Annotated in this window: 13 protein-coding genes and 1 tRNA gene; 7 read left to right on the plus strand and 7 right to left on the minus strand. The window is 69.1% G+C overall.

The annotated features are described in order from the left end of the window. Positions 1 to 38: 38 nt before the first annotated feature. A complete protein-coding gene (gene zapE, locus MFF58_RS08280) occupies positions 39 to 1,271 on the plus strand; it encodes a cell division protein ZapE (protein ID WP_238286560.1) in 1,233 nt (410 codons plus the stop codon). Then, positions 1,268 to 4,210 carry a response regulator gene (locus MFF58_RS08285; RefSeq protein ID WP_238286561.1) on the plus strand — a complete coding sequence of 981 codons (2,943 nt, stop codon included), beginning with the start codon at positions 1,268 to 1,270 and terminating at the stop codon, positions 4,208 to 4,210. The genes zapE and MFF58_RS08285 overlap by 4 nt, the downstream gene beginning before the upstream one ends. A gap of 124 nt (positions 4,211 to 4,334) precedes the next feature. Here the strand turns inward: MFF58_RS08285 and ubiB are convergent, their stop codons facing one another. The 4 genes from ubiB to MFF58_RS08305 all read right to left on the minus strand — a co-directional run bounded on the left by ubiB (position 4,335) and on the right by MFF58_RS08305 (position 9,000). Next, entirely contained in the window at positions 4,335 to 5,897 is a 1,563-nt protein-coding gene (ubiB, locus tag MFF58_RS08290; RefSeq protein WP_238286562.1) for a 2-polyprenylphenol 6-hydroxylase, read from the minus strand. Positions 5,898 to 5,928: 31 nt separating this feature from the next. Next, on the minus strand, positions 5,929 to 6,714 hold the full coding sequence (gene ubiE / locus MFF58_RS08295; RefSeq protein WP_238286563.1) for a bifunctional demethylmenaquinone methyltransferase/2-methoxy-6-polyprenyl-1,4-benzoquinol methylase UbiE: 786 nt from the start codon (positions 6,712 to 6,714) through the stop codon (positions 5,929 to 5,931). A gap of 303 nt (positions 6,715 to 7,017) precedes the next feature. After that, positions 7,018 to 8,127, minus strand: coding sequence for a 3-isopropylmalate dehydrogenase (leuB, locus tag MFF58_RS08300; RefSeq protein WP_238286564.1), 1,110 nt, complete (start codon positions 8,125 to 8,127; stop codon positions 7,018 to 7,020). A gap of 156 nt (positions 8,128 to 8,283) precedes the next feature. Next, the gene (locus tag MFF58_RS08305; RefSeq protein ID WP_238286565.1) at positions 8,284 to 9,000 is read right to left on the minus strand and encodes a carbonic anhydrase; all 717 of its coding nucleotides are present in this window, start codon (positions 8,998 to 9,000) and stop codon (positions 8,284 to 8,286) included. Positions 9,001 to 9,193: 193 nt separating this feature from the next. Between MFF58_RS08305 and MFF58_RS08310 the strand changes: the two genes are divergently transcribed. From MFF58_RS08310 to MFF58_RS08325, 4 genes are all read left to right on the plus strand, one after another. Beyond that, positions 9,194 to 10,069: a hypothetical protein gene (locus MFF58_RS08310; protein ID WP_238286567.1), complete on the plus strand. Its 876-nt coding sequence runs from the start codon at positions 9,194 to 9,196 to the stop codon at positions 10,067 to 10,069. 345 nt (positions 10,070 to 10,414) lie between these two features. Beyond that, complete coding sequence (locus MFF58_RS08315; protein WP_238286569.1) at positions 10,415 to 11,977, plus strand: 2-isopropylmalate synthase; 1,563 nt, start codon at positions 10,415 to 10,417, stop codon at positions 11,975 to 11,977. A 99-nt stretch (positions 11,978 to 12,076) separates the two neighbouring features. Beyond that, a tRNA-Lys gene (locus MFF58_RS08320) sits at positions 12,077 to 12,152 on the plus strand. A 445-nt stretch (positions 12,153 to 12,597) separates the two neighbouring features. Continuing rightward, entirely contained in the window at positions 12,598 to 12,825 is a 228-nt protein-coding gene (locus MFF58_RS08325; protein WP_238286571.1) for a hypothetical protein, read from the plus strand. Between the two features lie 469 nt (positions 12,826 to 13,294). Here the strand turns inward: MFF58_RS08325 and MFF58_RS08330 are convergent, their stop codons facing one another. Beyond that, complete coding sequence (locus MFF58_RS08330) at positions 13,295 to 13,579, minus strand: hypothetical protein (protein WP_238286573.1); 285 nt, start codon at positions 13,577 to 13,579, stop codon at positions 13,295 to 13,297. Between the two features lie 465 nt (positions 13,580 to 14,044). Then, entirely contained in the window at positions 14,045 to 14,227 is a 183-nt protein-coding gene (locus MFF58_RS08335) for a hypothetical protein (protein ID WP_238286575.1), read from the minus strand. Between the two features lie 462 nt (positions 14,228 to 14,689). Between MFF58_RS08335 and MFF58_RS08340 the strand changes: the two genes are divergently transcribed. Beyond that, positions 14,690 to 14,974: a hypothetical protein gene (locus MFF58_RS08340; protein WP_238286577.1), complete on the plus strand. Its 285-nt coding sequence runs from the start codon at positions 14,690 to 14,692 to the stop codon at positions 14,972 to 14,974. A gap of 574 nt (positions 14,975 to 15,548) precedes the next feature. Here MFF58_RS08340 and MFF58_RS08345 read toward each other — a convergent pair. Beyond that, positions 15,549 to 15,696, minus strand: a 148-nt coding sequence (locus tag MFF58_RS08345) for a sugar transferase (RefSeq protein ID WP_238286599.1), incomplete at its 5' end; no start/stop codon positions are given.

Genomic DNA, 15,696 nt, shown 5'->3' on the forward strand with positions numbered 1-15,696 from the left:
CGGGCTGGCGCCGCGGCGAGCTGCGAGGGACCGGCGGCGTGAGCGAGAGATCCGGCAACCAACAGGCACCCTCTGCCGAGGCGCGGGCCAGTGCGGTCTCCCCGGGCCCGGTCCACGAGCGGTACGAGGCGCTGGTCGCCGGCGGCGCTATCGAGCGCGATCCCGCCCAGACGCGGCTGGTGCGGGCCCTGGACCGGCTGATCCAGGATCTCCAGCGTCAAAAGCGCGCCAGCAAGACCAGCGCCCTCGGCTGGCTGTTCCGGCGCAAGGACGAGGTCGAACAGCCCCGGGGCCTGTACGTCTGGGGTTCGGTCGGGCGCGGCAAGACCATGCTGATGGACCTGTTCCACGAGGCGGCGCCGGAGCCGAAGCGGCGCGTCCACTTCCACGGCTTCCTGGCGGACGCTCACGAGCGGATCCACGCCTACCGGCAGGCGCTGAAGGCCGGTAGCGTCAAGGGCGACGACCCGATCGGCCCCGTGGCCGACCAGCTCGCCGACGAGGCGACCCTGCTGTGCTTCGACGAGTTCACCGTCACCGATATCGCCGACGCGATGATCCTGGGCCGGCTGTTCGGACACCTGTTCCGGCGCGGCGTCACCGTGGTGGCGACCTCGAATGTCGAGCCGGACCGGCTCTACGAAGGCGGACTGAACCGGGCGTTGTTCCTGCCCTTCATCGCGACGCTGAAGGAGCGGGTCGAGATGGTGCGCCTCGACGCAAGGACCGACTTCCGCCTGGAGAAGCTCGGCGGCGCGGCCGTCTATCACGTGCCGGCGGACGACACCGCACGCGCGGCCCTCGATGCCGCCTTCAGGGGGCTCACCGGCAAGGCCCGGGGCCGCACCGCCATCGTCAAGGTGCACGGGCGGGACGTCGAAATCCCCGAGGAGGCGAGCGGCGTAGCCCGCTTCCACTTCGATGACCTCTGCCGCAAGCCCCTCGGCGCCTCCGACTACATGGCTTTGGCCAGGACCTTCCACACGGTGATCCTCGACGGGATCCCGGTGATGCGGGAAGCCGAGCGGAACGAAGCCAAACGCTTCATCACGCTGGTCGACACGCTCTACGACCGCCACGTGAAGCTCGTCGCCTCCGCGGCCGCAGAGGCGCAGGATCTCTACACCGCCGAGACCGGCCGGGAGGCCTTCGAGTTCGACCGGACCGTCTCGCGCCTGATCGAGATGCGGTCCCGGGAATACCTGGCCCTGCCGCATGGCCGACCCGATTCAGAGGCGTCCGGTACCAGCACCGGGCTGGTGGAGACGTGAGCGGCGCGCCCGGCGGCGGATCGATCTTCGGATTGCGCCGCAGGAACTGGCGCGGCGCCAATCCGCTCGGACCGTTGCTCGGATCGCCCTCCGCGTTCCTGCTCGTCGTCGTGTCGCTGGCGGCCGGGATGGCGAACTATCTGGCGGGCGAAGCGGACCGCGCGGCAACCGCGCGGACGAACGCCACCATCGCGGGCGTCGAACGCCTGATCTCCGAGGTCAAGGACCTGGAAACCGGGGAGCGGGGCTTCGTGCTGGTCGGCAGCGAAGATTACCTCGCGCCGTACACCAGCGCGCTGACGCGTATCGAGACGGAGCTGTCGAGTCTCGGCTCGGCCGCGCAGGAGCCTGTCCGCGCCGGCGGCCCGTCGCTGGCGGGATTGATCGCGCAGAAGCGCGACTTCGCGGCTCGGGTGGTCGCGGCCCGCCGTCAGCAGGGGTTCGACGCGGCGACCGACCTCGTCCGGACCGGCGATGGCAAGCGCCTGATGGACGCGATCCGCATCGAGGCGGCCGCGCGCCAGGAGACCGCCGCGCAGGAGCTCGCTGCCCTGCAGGTCCGGGAGTACCGGCGCGGGCTGATCCTGTTCCTGCTCACCGGAGCGGCGGCCCTGGGCGCCATCGTCTTGCTGGCGCGCCTCGCCCTGGTCCGACGTCAGGAGTCGCTGCGCATGTCGCGGCTCCTCGACGGCGTGCTGGCCAACGCGCCCGTCGGCCTCGGCTTTCTCGACCGCGATCTGAAGATCCGGCACATGAACCGGTCGCTGGCCACGATGAGCGAGCGGGGGTTCGGTGCCGATCTCGGCGCGCCCATTTGGGCGATGCTGCCGACCCTCCAGGACGCGCTGGCTGCCAAGCTCGCCGCGGCGCTTCGGGAGGGCTTGGTCTCGCCCGACGTCCCGGTGGCGGTCCCGGCCCCTTCGGCTCCGGGGGGCGTGCGCCAGTTCTCGATGAGCTTCTACCCGCTCCGCGGCCCCGCCGACGGCCCCGGCCAGGAGGTCGAGGGCGTCGGCCTCGTGGTGGTCGACGAGACCATCCGCCACCTCGCCGAGGCTCGCCTGCGCCGCAGCGAGGAACGCTTTCGCTCGCTGATCGAGGCCAGCGCCGCCATCGTCTGGACGGCCAATCCGGAGGGTAGCCTGCACCGGCGGCAGGTCGCCTGGAGCCGCTTCACCGGCCAGGACGAGGCGGCCTATGCGGGGCTCGGCTTCCTCGATGCGGTTCATCCCGAGGATCGACCGCATACGAGGGCCGCATGGTCACGGGCGGTGACGACCCTGGAACCCTATGCCACCGAGCACCGGATCCGAACCGCGTCCAACGCGTACCGGCACATGAGCGTGCGCGCCGTCCCGATCCTCGAATCCGACGGAACGCTGCGCGAATGGGTCGGCACCCACACCGACATCACCGAGCGCAAGGAGGCGGAGGCGGCCATCGAGGCGGCGCGGGCGGCCGCGGAGGCGGCCAACGCCGCCAAGAGCCAGTTTCTGGCGAACATGAGCCACGAACTGCGCACGCCCCTCTCGGCGGTGATCGGCTATTCCGAGATGGTGCAGGAGGAGCTGGAGGATCTGGGCCAGCCCGACCTGATCGCCGACATGAAGAAGATCGAGGCCAACGCGCGGCACCTCCTCGGCCTGATCAACGACGTGCTCGACATCTCGAAGATCGAGGCGGACCGGGTCGAAATCCACGCCGAGGATTTCGACGTCGCCGCGGTCATTCAGGACGTCGCCGCCACCGTCGAGGGCCTCATCGCGAAGAAGAACAACACGCTGGCTCTGGACCTCGGGGACGATCTCGGCACGGCGCACACCGACGTTACGAAGCTGCGCCAGTGCCTGATCAATCTCCTGAGCAACGCGGCGAAGTTCACCGAAAACGGCCGGATCAGCCTGGCGGCCGACCGCGTCGGCGCGGATCTGCGCATCCGCATCGCCGATACCGGCATCGGCATGACGCACGAGCAGGTCGGCAAGCTGTTCGAGCGGTTCACCCAGGCCGACGCCTCGACAACGCGGCGGTTCGGCGGGACCGGCCTCGGCCTTGCCATCACCCGCGCCTTCGCCGAGATGCTCGGTGGCGCCATCGCGGTCGAGAGCCGGGACGGAGAAGGTACGACCTTCACGCTGACGCTGCCGGCCCGCTTCCGCGGAGCGGAGGCAGAGCAGGCGGAGACGGTGCGGAACGGCAGGGTCACCATCCTGGTCGTGGATGATGACGCCGCGACACGGGACCTGCTCGCCCGCTTCCTGGAGCGGGAGGGCTTCGCCGTGGCGGTGGCTGAGGATGGCCGGCGCGGCCTGGAACTCGCCCGCAGCCTGCGCCCCCGTGCCGTCCTCCTCGACGTGACGATGCCGCAGATGGACGGCTGGGCGGTCTTGCGGGCGATCCGGGCCGACACCGAGATCGGCGCGACCCCGATCGTGATGGTGTCGATCCTCGACGAGCAGCACCTCGCCTTCTCGCTGGGCGCGACTGACTATCTGCAGAAGCCGATCGACTGGGTCAGCCTGCGCCAGATCGTGGAGCGGTTCCAGCCCGCGACCCGCGACGGACCGATTCTCGTAGTCGAGGACGAGGCCGACGCGCGCGGGCACGTCTGCGCCTATTTGCGGCGCGAGGGATTCCCGGTCCGCGAGGCGGAGAACGGCGTCCGCGCCCTCGAACGCGTGGAGGCCGAGCGGCCCAGCCTGATTCTTCTCGACCTGATGATGCCGGAGCTGGACGGCTTCGGCTTCCTGCGCGCACTGCGCGCTCGACCGGATTGGCGCGACGTGCCGGTGGTGGTGCTCACCGCCAAGGACATTACCGCCGACGATCGGCGCCGCTTGGCCGGTCAGGCCGACCGGGTGCTGGCCAAAGGTGAGACAGGCCTCGGCGAGCTGGCGCGGGAGCTGCGCGCGCTGATGCCGGCGGCCGTGGATCCGGGATGAGCGTCGTCAGCCTTCGCGATCAACGCGAGCCCTCCGGTCGACACCCGAGCACCGCTCCGCACCTGTCCGCCGCACGCGCGGGGCGATAGGGTTCGTCGCCCCCGGGCTATGACCGGACGCAGGATCAGAGTCCCCGGAACGCCAGCATCAGCGCGCCGGCTGCGATGCCCCACAGGGCCAGCGTCGACCAGATCGCCCGGGTCCCTTCGGTGCGTGCCAAGCGCTCCAGGCGGAGCGCTTCGTCGTTGCCGGTCTCGTCCAGCCGGATCAGCACCCGCTTGAGCCGCATGGCGAGGTCGGGGATGTCGCCGACCACGTCGGACATGACCCGCAGCGCATCCAGGCCGCTCTGCGCCCGGCCGATCGGCCCCATGTTGCGGGCGATCCAGGCGCGCACCACCGGCTCGGCGGTGGTCCACATGTCGAGGCGCGGATCGAGGGATCGGGCGACGCCCTCCACGACCACCATGGTCTTCTGGAGCATGACCAGCTCCGTCCGGGTGCTCATGTCGAACAGCGCGGTCACGTCGAACAGGAGCGTGAGCACCTTGGCCATCGAGATCTCGTCGGCCCGGCGCTGATGGATCGGCTCGCCGATCGCACGGATCGCCTGTGCGAAATCCTCGACGGAATGATGCGCCGGCACGTAGCCCGCCTCGAAATGGACCTTCGCCACCCGGCGATAGTCGCGCAGGATGAAGCCGAGCAGGATCTCGGCGAGGAACCGGCGCTCGTTCGCGCCGAGCCGGCCCATGATGCCGAAATCCACGGCCACCAGCCGGCCCTCGGCATCGACCATCAGGTTGCCCTGGTGCATGTCGGCGTGGAAGAAGCCGTCCCGGATCGCGTGCCGCAGGAAGCTCTGGATGACGGTCCGCCCGATGATCTGCGGATCATGCCCGCTTGCGGCGAGTTCCGCCGCGCTGTGGAGCCGGGTGCCTTCGATCCATTCCGCCGAGAGCACCTCGCGGGCGGTCAGCTCCCATTCGGGCTTCGGCACGCGGAAGTCAGGGTCGTCCCTGGTGTTTTCCGCAAGTTCAGAGGCGGCCGCCGCCTCCAGGCGGAAGTCCATCTCCATTAGCACGGAGCGGGCGAGGATCTCGACCACCTCGCGGGGGCGCAGCCGCTCCGCCTGCGGGGACAGCGCATGCACCACCCGGGCCATGAAGCGCATGACCTCGAGGTCGCGCATGAAGCGCTCGCGGACGCCCGGCCGCATCACCTTGACGGCGAGCGTGCGCTGGGTGCCGTCGGCGTCCTGCACCACTGCCTTGTGGACCTGCGCGATCGACGCGGCGGCGATAGGCTCGCTGAACGACACGAACAGCGCGCTCACCGGCTTGCCCAGAGCGGCCTCGACGGTGCGCAGCGCGATTGCCTGTGGGAAGGGCGGCACCCGGTCCTGCAGCGTCTCCAGATCGAAGGCCGCCCGCATGCCGACGATGTCGGGCCGGGTCGCCAGGAATTGGCCGAACTTGACGTAGGACGGGCCGAGGCGGGTCATCGCAACGGACAGGCGCGCGGCGCCGTCGCCGATGCCGGGCCGCTCGAGGCAGCGTCCGAGCCGCAGGGCGAGCCGGAGGTGCGGCGGCATCTCGGACGGATCGGCGAAGGCCAGCGCGCCCTCGCGGGCCAGCACGAAGCCGACCCGCGCGCCGCGGAATAGGTTGATGGCGGCGCCGATCACCGGTGCTGGTCCCCGTCGCGCGCGGTGGCGGTCAAGAGACCTTCCAGCCCGAATGAATCGCCACGATCCCGCCCGTCAGCGGACGGTCGGTGACGTGGCGGAAGCCCGCGCGCTCGATCATGCCGGCGAAGGCGCCGCGCGTCGGGAACTTCCGGATCGACTCCACGAGGTAGCGGTACGACTCGGCATCCCCCGCCACCCGGGCCCCGATGCGCGGGATCACGTTGAAGGAATAGGCGTCGTAGATCCGGTCGAGCAGCGGAATGTCGACGGCGGAAAACTCCAGGCAGAGGAAGCGCCCGCCGGGCTTCAGCACCCGCCGCGCCTCGGCGAGCGCCGTCTCGATCCGCGGCACGTTCCGGATCCCGAACGCGATCGTGTAGGCGTCGAAGGACGCGTCGGGAAGCGGCAGTGTCTCGGCGTTGCCGGTGACGAAGGCGATCCGGTCGCCGGCCTCGTCGATGTTGCGCTCCCGTGCCCGCTCCGCGCCGACGCGCAGCATCGACTCGTTGATGTCGAGCACCGTGACCCGGGTACGCGGCCCGCCCGCTGCCAGCACCCGGAAGGCCACGTCGCCGGTGCCGCCGGCCACGTCGAGATGCGCGAAGGCGCGATTCTGCGGCGGCCGCAGCATCGAGACGAGCTGCGCCTTCCAGGCCCGGTGCAGGCCCGCCGACATCAGGTCGTTCATGATGTCGTAGCGGCGGGCGACCGAGTGAAAGACGCTGTCGACCCGTCCCTGCTTCTCGTCGAGCGCAACGCGCTCGAAGCCGAAATCCGCGCTCGCGCGCTCAGACGCCCCGTCTCCGGCCTTCATGACGCTCCCGTTCCTCGATGGGCGCGTCATAGCGAAGGTCGAGCCCGACCGCCATGCGTCGAAACGGGCGGCTGGGGATCGATCCCGATGCATCGACGCGCCGAAAGCGGGCTCTCCGCCCGTCCGACAGGGCCGCTCGAGTCCCCGGCCCGAGGTGCCGGAGCGCAGCGGAGGCCTCGACGGAGCCCTTCAGCCATCTGTTGATCCCCGGAGCCGTCCTTCGAAGCCCGCTGACGCGGCCACCTCAGGATGAGGTCGCGGATGGCACCACGGCGGCAGGGCGCGGTGCGTTCCCGATGCGGCTCAGCGGGCGCGCGCCCGCAGCGCGTCGGCCACCGCCGACGCCATTGCGCGGGTTCCCATGGGGTTCGTGCCCTCGCCGGCGATGTCGGCGGTGCGCGCCCCGCCCGCCAGGGCGTCGGTGATGGCGCCGTCGAGCGCGTCGGCGGCATCGCCGAGGCCGAAGGAGTAGCGCAGGCACATGGCGAGCGAGCCGATCATCGCGATCGGGTTGGCCTTGTCCTGGCCGGCGATGTCGGGGGCGGACCCGTGGACGGGCTCGTAGAGGGCGCGGCGCAGGCCGCTCGCGTCGACCGCGCCGAGCGAGGCCGACGGGAGCATGCCGAGCGAGCCTGTAAGCATGGCGGCGATATCCGACAGGACGTCGCCGAACAGGTTGTCGGTCACCAGCACGTCGAACTGCTTCGGCCGGCGCACCAGCTGCATGGCGCAGTTGTCGGCCAGGATGTGCTCCAGCTCGATCTGCGCATAGTGCTCGGCGTGGACCTTGGTGACGACCTCCTTCCAGAGGACGCCGGACTTCATCACGTTGTGCTTCTCGGCCGAGGCGACCCGGCCCGAGCGCTTGCCGGCGAGGTCGAAGGCCACGTGGGCGATCCGCTCGATCTCGGCCGTCGTGTAGACCTGGGTGTCGACCGCGCGCTTGGAGCCGTCCTCCAGGGTGGTGATCTCCTTCGGCTCGCCGAAGTAGACGCCGCCGGTGAGTTCGCGGACGATCATGATGTCGAGGCCCTCGACCAGCTCGCGCTTCAGCGCCGAGGCCTCGGCGAGCGCCGGGTAGCAGATTGCCGGGCGCAGGTTGGCGAACAGGTCGAGTTCTTTGCGCAGGCGCAGCAGGCCGGCCTCGGGGCGGTTCTCGTAGGCGACGCTCGCCCATTTCGGACCGCCGACGGCGCCGAGAAGGATCGCGTCGGCATCCTTGGCGCGCGCCAGCGTCTCGTCCGCCAGGGGGCGCCCGTGGGCGTCGATCGCGCAGCCGCCGACGAGGTCGGTCTCGATCTCGAAGGCGGCGAGGCCGGTCTCCTTGAGCGTATCGAGCACGACCTGCATGCCGCCGGCGACTTCCGGGCCGATCCCGTCGCCGGGGAGGAGCAGGAGCTTGTAGCTGGCCATGACGGTCTCGCGGGTTTGTCTCGACGTGCCGGCGGGCTTTATCGAGGGCAGACCGTCGTTGGCAAGGCGCCCGGGCAAGCCGCTTGGGCAAGAGGCTTTGGCAAGGCGCTTGGGCCAAGGCGCCCGCGAGACCGCTGGGGCGGGCCGCGCCCCGGATCAGAGGAACGCGACCTTGCCGGTGGCGATCTCGTAGTAGCCGCCCACGACCTTCACCCGCCCGGCGGCGACGGCCTCCGCGAGGATCGGCCCCGCCTGCTCCAGCCGCCTGACGCTGTGACGGACGTTCTGGGCGATGGCCTCGGCGAGGGGATCCGGCGCCCGCGCCTTCTCGGCCAGATCGACCGCCGGGCGGATCGCATCGATCAGCGCCGGCAGATGGCCGGGAAGCACGGCGTTGGTCTTCATGACGTCGATCGTGGCCTTCACGGCCCCGCAATCGGAATGGCCGAGGACGAGGATCAGCGGGGCGCCCAGAACCGACACGCCGTATTCGAGGCTGGCGAGGCCGTCGGTGTTCATGAAGTTGCCGGCGACACGGACGACGAAGAGATCGCCCGGTCCCTGGTCGAAGATGAAGTCCGGGGCGACCCGGGCATCGGCACAGCCGACGATGCAGGCGATCGGATACTGCGCGCCGGCCCGGGCGGCGCGACCGGCCGAGAAGTCCCGGTTGGCGGGCGCGTTGGCGGCGTAGCGGCCGTTGCCGTCTTGCAGCCGTGCCAGGGCCTCCTCGGGCGTGATGGCGCGAGACCCCGCCCCGTCGGGGGCCGCTTCGGCGCACCGGATCCGGGCGGAAGCGGCCGCCAGGGTGCCGGCCGCGACGGCCGTAAGCAGGCCGCGCCGTGAGAGGAAGGCTCGATGCCGCGCGCACACGATCGATGATCCCTTCGCATTCCATGCCGGCATGGCCCGGCGGACCGCTCGTCCCGGCGGGGATGGGCCGAGCAGACCCAGTCGTAATCCCGACGGTTCTTCATCATCGAGTCCAAACTTTGCAGGAAAGACTGGACCGGATCCCGTGCGCGGGGCATCCCGGGGTCATGGGTCCGGCGGCTGCGGGGCACGAATGTTGGACGATCACTTCCGGGAGCGGATCGATCTCCTTCGATCCGAGCGAGATTTCCGCGAGGCGCTCGCCGGTTACTGTCAGGCCATGATCGATCCATCGCAGATCGTTTGGTCCAGCCACAAATTGCTCAATCAGTTCGAACGCTACTTGGTCTCGTTCATGCTGATCCACAACGACTACGCGTGGCGCCACCGGGGAGGCCCACGCCCGACACTGACGGCCCTCCAGGCGATGGTCGGACTGAGCCCCCGGCAGACGGCCGGCTTCGTGTCGGCCCTGAAGGCCGGGCGGTTCGTCACCGCGTTCGCGGATCGGTGCGATGGGCGCGTGAAGTGCCTGCGGGCCTCGCCGGCCCTGGTGACCGAGATCGGACGATCCGGGCGCCTCTTCGTCGCCGCCATGGACGCCGTCGCGCAGCGCGATCCGGGCCGTGCCGCGGGGTTCGCCGCTCCCGACCGGCTCGGCGAACTTGTCCGCCGGGCGGCGGCCCATGTGCTGCGGCACGGGGCGCTCATCGCACCGTTTCCGCGGATCCTCCATTTCGCCCGCCGGGACTGCGGCTACCCCCTGCTCGTTGCCCTGGTCGGTGCCCACTACGCCGCCACGATACCGCGGGCGCCGGCGGCGGCACCGCTGAGCCTGCGCGGCCTCGCCGAGCGGCTGGACCTATCGCGGGCGCATGTCGGAAATCTGCTCGGCGAGGTGGACGCCGCCGGATGGATCCGGATCGCCGATGGCCGCCTGACCGCCTTCGACCCGACGCTACTGCTGGAATTCGAGCGCTGGGCCGCCGGCCAGATGCTGTTCTACGACGATCTCGCGGCGGTGGTCCTGGCGGACCCACCAGACGCCGCCGTTCCCGACTGCGCCTGACGGTGCGGCCGGAGGCGCGGGTCTCGCTTGTGTTCCGACCGCTCCGAGGCTACCTACGGGCAGCACCGCGCCGTGAGACCACTCCGCGCGGGCCGCCGACAGGAGAGACGAGCCTTGGCCAGAGCCGGCTCAGCGCCTAAGATCGCCCGCGCCGTCATGACGGCGTCGCGGTCGCGTGCGCGCCGCGTCGGGCTTGCCCTCCCGCTTCTGCTTACCCGCCCCTGAGGGCCGTCCGGGCGCGCGCCTGGGCCTTCAGGGGATGCCTTTCATTCGCGAATCCGCCCGTGAGGGCATTACGCCGCGCCGCGCCAATCGGAGCCGGGCGGCCCGCGACAGGGTAACGCCATGACCACGACCAGCACCACCGCCCGCGACCGCATCCTGATCTTCGATACCACGCTCCGCGACGGCGAGCAGTGCCCCGGCGCAACCATGACCTTCGACGAGAAGCTCGCGGTGGCCGAACTGCTCGACACGATGGGCGTCGACATCATCGAGGCGGGTTTCCCCATTGCGTCGAACGGCGATTTCGAGGCGGTCTCGGAAATCGCCCGGCGGACCAAGCGCGCGACCATCGCGGGCCTCGCCCGCGCCATCCCGGCCGACATCGCCCGGGCCGGCGAGGCCGTGCGCCACGCCAACCGCGCGCGGATCCACACCTTCGTGTCCACCTCGCCGATCCACCTCGCACACCAGATGCGCAAGAGCCAGGACGAGGTGATCGCGATCATCCTGAAGACCGTGGCGCAGGCGCGCGACCTCGTCGAGGACGTGGAATGGTCGGCGATGGACGCGACGCGGACGCCGCTGGACTACCTGTGCCGCTGCGTCGAGGCGGCGATCAAGGCCGGCGCCACGACGATCAACCTGCCCGACACCGTGGGCTACGCCACGCCCACGGAATATCGCGACATGTTCGCGAACGTGCGCGAACGGGTGCCGAACGCCGACAAGGCGGTGTTCTCGGTCCATTGCCACAACGACCTCGGCCTCGCGATCGCCAACTCGTTGGCGGGAATCGAGGGTGGGGCCCGGCAGGTCGAGTGCACGATCAACGGCATCGGGGAACGGGCCGGCAACGCGGCTCTGGAAGAGATCGTGATGGCGTTGCGCACCCGCGCGGACGTGCTGCCCTACGAGACCGGCGTCGAGTCGACGATGCTGACCCGCGCCTCGAAGCTCGTGAGCCACGCCACGAACTTCCCGGTGCAGTTCAACAAGGCGATCGTCGGCCGCAACGCCTTCGCGCACGAGAGCGGCATCCATCAGGACGGCATGCTCAAGAATTCCGAGACCTACGAGATCATGACGCCGGCCTCGGTAGGCCTGACCAAGACCTCCCTGGTGATGGGTAAGCACTCCGGCAGGGCGGCGTTCCGCTCCAAGCTGGAGGATCTCGGCCTGCACCTGTCCGACAACCAGTTCCAGGACGCGTTCGAGCGGTTCAAGGCGCTCGCCGACCGCAAGAAGCACGTCTACGACGAGGACATCGAGGCACTGGTCGACGAGAACCTCGCCACGGCCCACGACCGGATCCGGCTGGTCTCCCTCTCGGTGATCGCCGGCACCCGGGGGCCGCAGCGCGCGACCCTCCGCATCGCCGACGAGACCGGGACGCGGATCGAGGAAGCGGACGGGAACGGGCCGGTGGACGCGGTGTTCAACGCGATCTCGGCGCTGGTGCCCCATCAGGCGCAGCTGGAGCTCTATCAGGTGCACGCCGTGACCGGCGGCACCGATGCGCAGGCTGAAGTCTCGGTGCGCCTGCGTGACGGCGAGCGCAGCGTCACCGCGCGCGGTGCCGACCCGGACACGCTGGTTGCCTCCGCGAAGGCCTATCTCTCGGCGCTGAACAAGCTCTCGGCTCATTCCGTGCGCGTGCATGCACAGCATGCGGCTGCCGAATGAGAAAATCACCGGCCGGGGGTGGACAGCCTCCGGCCACGTTGGTACTAGCCCGCCACCCCGGACGGACTTGGTGGCCACCGGGCGGTCGCAGACGCGATCGGGCGCATAGCTCAGTTGGTAGAGCAGCTGACTCTTAATCAGCGGGTCCTAGGTTCGAACCCTAGTGCGCCCACCAAGACTTAGTCCCTCCGTACCTCGTGACGGGCTGACGGCTTACAAACGACCAGCCAGCTGATCGGGATCGCAGAACGGCCGTTGGTCCGTGGGCGACGATTTCTCGACGGCCTCCGGACATCCTACGTTCCACGCGCTTCAGGGCCGCTTTGGTCCCGCCTGCGGGTCGACGTGCGCCGACCGGCGCGGACATGTCGGGGACGATGGCGGACGATCCGCGCCGGACCCGCCAGCCGTCTTAAATCTGATCCGTCGCGGAAGGCCGGCAGTTCCGGCTGAGAGACATGACCACTCTGTTGCCGGATGGGCGTATCAGGCTGTGCGTGCGCAGACACTGCTTAGCGACCCGATCCATTCGCCGGACGTTGTCGGACGAGACGTGCCCCTTGGGAAGGAGAACGATGTCGGCTCGGCGAACGATGATGCGATGGTCGGCGTGCAGCCTGTTGATGCTCGCGGCCTGCGGCAGTGCTCACGCGCTCGAAGTGCCTGCCGTCGCCGCCGGGACGCATTTTGCCCGCGCGCCCGTGGAGCGCGCCGGGACCGTCACGCTCGGAACGCTCAGCGTGAAGCCCCTGGGTGTCGATCTGCGCTGGGATCCGCGCGTCTGCATCGGGTGCGACCGCAACAACGGGCCGGCGCGGGAGCGGATCGCGCGTCACCGGCACCGGTGAGATATGTCCGGCCACCGCGCGCATTCCCCCATCTGACCATACCCGCGGCCGGTAAGCCTTTCGCGCTGCCGACCGCCGGGATCATCGAGATCGCAGCGGTATTCCCTATCGCGTGCGGGCAACGCTCCGGCGGTTCGGCGAGGGAGAGCGCCCGCCGCGCACCAAACCCGCCATTCCGCGATGGCAGTCACCGCACCACGATGGCAGACCTTGCGGGATACCCTGTCTCACGTCCGGCGGGCGCCACCGGACCACGCGCGGCCATCAGGAGCGAGCCATGCACAAGGCATTTCGGTTTGTACGGACGTGGTTCCTGATCTCGCTTCCCGTCGGCTTGTTCATCGGAAAATTCATCCGCGCCGGAAAGGGATCTGCGTCGCGCGACGAGCCTCGCCGGTAGCAGAACGGAGCCCCACAATTCTACCGGCCGCAATGTGGCCGGTTCGAGCGGCCGGCGCGAATGATTGTCCTAAGCGGTAGGCTCGGTGGGTTCGACGCTGGTGTGTAGGGCGCCACCGTCCGACATTTCAGTTCGGTCGAGCCTGCCCCCGTTCGTGGACCCCGAGCTATCGGCCGCTCGCTTGCCGTGCGGGTTGGTCTCGCTGCGCTGCGCGCGGGCGAGATCCCGATGGGTCGGGATAACCCGCCACGGAGCCGCGGGTGCGCCCAGACGCAGAGCGGTCGGCGTGCGCGTCAGCCAGAGGGCCAGAAGTGCCCAGGGAACGATGAAGACGAGGAAGGCGGTCAGACCCATGGCGATGCTCCTGCTGGAAGCCGTATATGGAGAAACACCGGGGATGCCGGCTGGATCCTCAGCGTCCCCGCCCGGTCCCAGCCGCTTGACACTTGTTCGAACCCGGCGCCGATCAAGGCGAGCCGAGGGTATCCGCCGTAGTCCGCTCAGCCCCGCGCGACCACCGGTGGCGGGCTGGCCCTCTTCCAAGACCGCGTGCTTCAGGCGAAGGACCGCAGGGTAAACAAATCGTTCACCACTTGTGCGCAATTGCACGGAACGCAGTGATCCTTCAGCGAGACGACCGCGTTCTCCAGGTGCACCCATCGGAGACGCGCAGTCATGCTGATCCTCAACCCGCTTACCGGGCAGATGGTCGAGGTACGTGTCCCGCGACCGGGTCCCAGAACCGCGTAGGTCCGGCCCTATCGGCGCCACCTCCGGACCGGTACACGCGCGCCGGCGCACCTACTCTGCTGCATTGCTTCATGTTTCTTCGCTGATCGACGCATCAGTTTCCGAAAGCAGCGCGATCGACTTGTCGAGAACCGGCAACAGTCGTGCAAATATTGGCAGAGTGAGGGTGTAATGCTGCGCAGTGGATTGCTCCGGCTGCTCGGCTTCCCGCTGCCAATCATCGTGCCGTGGTGGTTCTTCGGCGCGTTTCACTGACCGTCCAGGAACTCGCGCGCGGCGCGCCGATCGCCCGCAATCCTGACGTATCATGATCGCTTCTCCCGCAAGGGAGGAGCGATCATTCGTGCCGGAGAAAGCTTTCGGGACGCTCGCACTGCTCCGATCGAGCAGCGTACACTCGTGTCCGGCCCGCCAATCGTGTCGGTCAAGCTCAGTCGAAATGTCGATTCTCTATTGGCGCCGCGAAGCCGATGCGGGGATCTCGCCGTCCAGTGACGATGCGAAGATCTCTCGACCCTGGGACCTGCAGGCTCGGCTCCAAGGAGCCAGATCGTCGCGGATACCGTTCAGCCGAAGAATCTAACGTCCGCGCCGCTGACGCCGGTGCTTCGTGACACTACATCAGCACCTGCGCGCCGAATGCTGAACGTATTGTGGAAACGTCAAGCTTTCGAGCGATCTTGAATACGCCTTCGGCACTGGGAACTGACGATCATGTCCTGGTCAGTCGTGATCATCGCCGTCTTTGTTGCCGGGTTCGTCGAGTTCTGGCGCCTGTGTCGCACGGCACCACTCATGATCGACGAAGGTCTGGAACCTGTGGCTCTGGAACGCGATGCGCTTGAGAGACCGCGCGAACAGGGCGATCTGTGCGAGGATCCGTGTGACGCCGGCGTCGCGCTCGGTTCAGAGACGCTTGTCCCCCATCTCACGACGGCGCTGAACGTGGCTGGCGACCCGACACCACAGACGGTCCGGAAGCCAGTAGAGGCGCGGTAACAGCATGAGACCGGCCACCGCCCATAGGAACAGGTAGGCTGCGGTATTCAGCACCAGACCCGGGGGCGTATCGACCTCGGCACAATCGTACCAAAGTGGGTCGGAACCCCCGTTCGGATCACCCTCTTCCAAAGTCAGGATCCTCTCCGCCGCCGTCAACGAACGCGACACCCGATCTTAGCAAATCATTTACCACCCGCACTGTCACGCCATGGCACAGGGCCGTGCACCGGGTCGTCGACGCGCAAACTACCGGTACGGCGAACGAGGGTGTCGAAGCGGAACTGACCTGCTCTGACGACTGACTCAGAAATGAGCACCGACCGCCCGAAAGGTGGCCTTCGGGTCGCCCCAGAAGATGGCGCGGGCTCAAGCCGAGGGCACCGCCGACGGTTGCGGGCGGCGCAGGCATGTCGGAACACCATCCTCGACGCGCGTTGACGGCGAGGCATCGAGCCGATCCACCCCAGACTCGATGCCGGCTGAACAGCGGGAGGGCGGGTGATCTGTCGATCCGTAAGGCCGAGGCCGGTTCACCGGATCGCGCCGCATGCTGTCGCGGCGCGACCCCGGCTCAGCGGCTTCCGCGCTGGGCGAGGACGGCGGGGATTGTGCGCAGGAGGATGGCGAGATCCCGGCGCAGGCTCCAGCGGGTGGCGTAGTCGAGGTCGAGGGCGACGCGCTCGGCGTAGGTGGTGTCGGAGCGGCCCGAGACCTGCCAC

Origin of the sequence: Methylobacterium longum (genome assembly GCF_022179385.1) — a bacterium.
In the GTDB taxonomy this organism is placed as follows: Bacteria; Pseudomonadota; Alphaproteobacteria; order Rhizobiales; family Beijerinckiaceae; genus Methylobacterium; species Methylobacterium longum.

Bases quoted from the DNA above. Each gene is read 5' to 3' on its own strand.
- ubiE (WP_238286563.1), bottom strand. From the start codon at position 6,714: ATGAAGGCCGGAGACGGGGCGTCTGAGCGCGCGAGCGCGGATTTCGGC.
- leuB (WP_238286564.1), bottom strand. From the start codon at position 8,127: ATGGCCAGCTACAAGCTCCTGCTCCTCCCCGGCGACGGGATCGGCCCG.
- MFF58_RS08310 (WP_238286567.1), top strand. From the start codon at position 9,194: ATGTTGGACGATCACTTCCGGGAGCGGATCGATCTCCTTCGATCCGAG.
- MFF58_RS08315 (WP_238286569.1), top strand. From the start codon at position 10,415: ATGACCACGACCAGCACCACCGCCCGCGACCGCATCCTGATCTTCGAT.
- MFF58_RS08330 (WP_238286573.1), bottom strand. From the start codon at position 13,579: ATGGGTCTGACCGCCTTCCTCGTCTTCATCGTTCCCTGGGCACTTCTG.
- MFF58_RS08340 (WP_238286577.1), top strand. From the start codon at position 14,690: ATGTCCTGGTCAGTCGTGATCATCGCCGTCTTTGTTGCCGGGTTCGTC.